Consider the following 300-nt stretch of genomic DNA (forward strand, 5'->3'; position numbering starts at 1 on the left):
GCAAACGAATTGGTTTAACTTATAGATGTTGCCGATAAGACTAACTTGTCTAAAGTCACCAATGGAATTAAGACTGGCAGTTTTGGGATTTAATGTAATAAAGGCTGCATTTAGCCCTTTTAGGATCTTCCCATGAGCGTCGAAGTCATTGAAAACCCTCACCACATCATCCTTAACCATCTTTCAGAATTGCTTGAAGAAAGTCATATTGAAACCATCAGGGACGGGGGCTCGGTTACCATCACAACTCTTAACAATTTCCCAAATTTCCGCCACGGAAAACTCCTCTTCTAGCATGTG

General features: G+C 41.0%; 1 protein-coding gene. It reads right to left on the reverse strand.

Annotation, left to right across the window (positions count from 1 at the left end; genetic code table 11):
• Nucleotides 1-180, reverse strand: a 180-nt coding sequence (locus tag AABA86_RS34425) for a hypothetical protein (RefSeq protein WP_338309918.1), incomplete at its 3' end; no start/stop codon positions are given.
• Nucleotides 181-300 lie beyond the last annotated feature (120 nt).

It is taken from the genome of Bradyrhizobium sp. TM233, from assembly GCF_036247965.1.
GTDB lineage: Bacteria > Pseudomonadota > Alphaproteobacteria > Rhizobiales > Xanthobacteraceae > Bradyrhizobium > Bradyrhizobium ottawaense.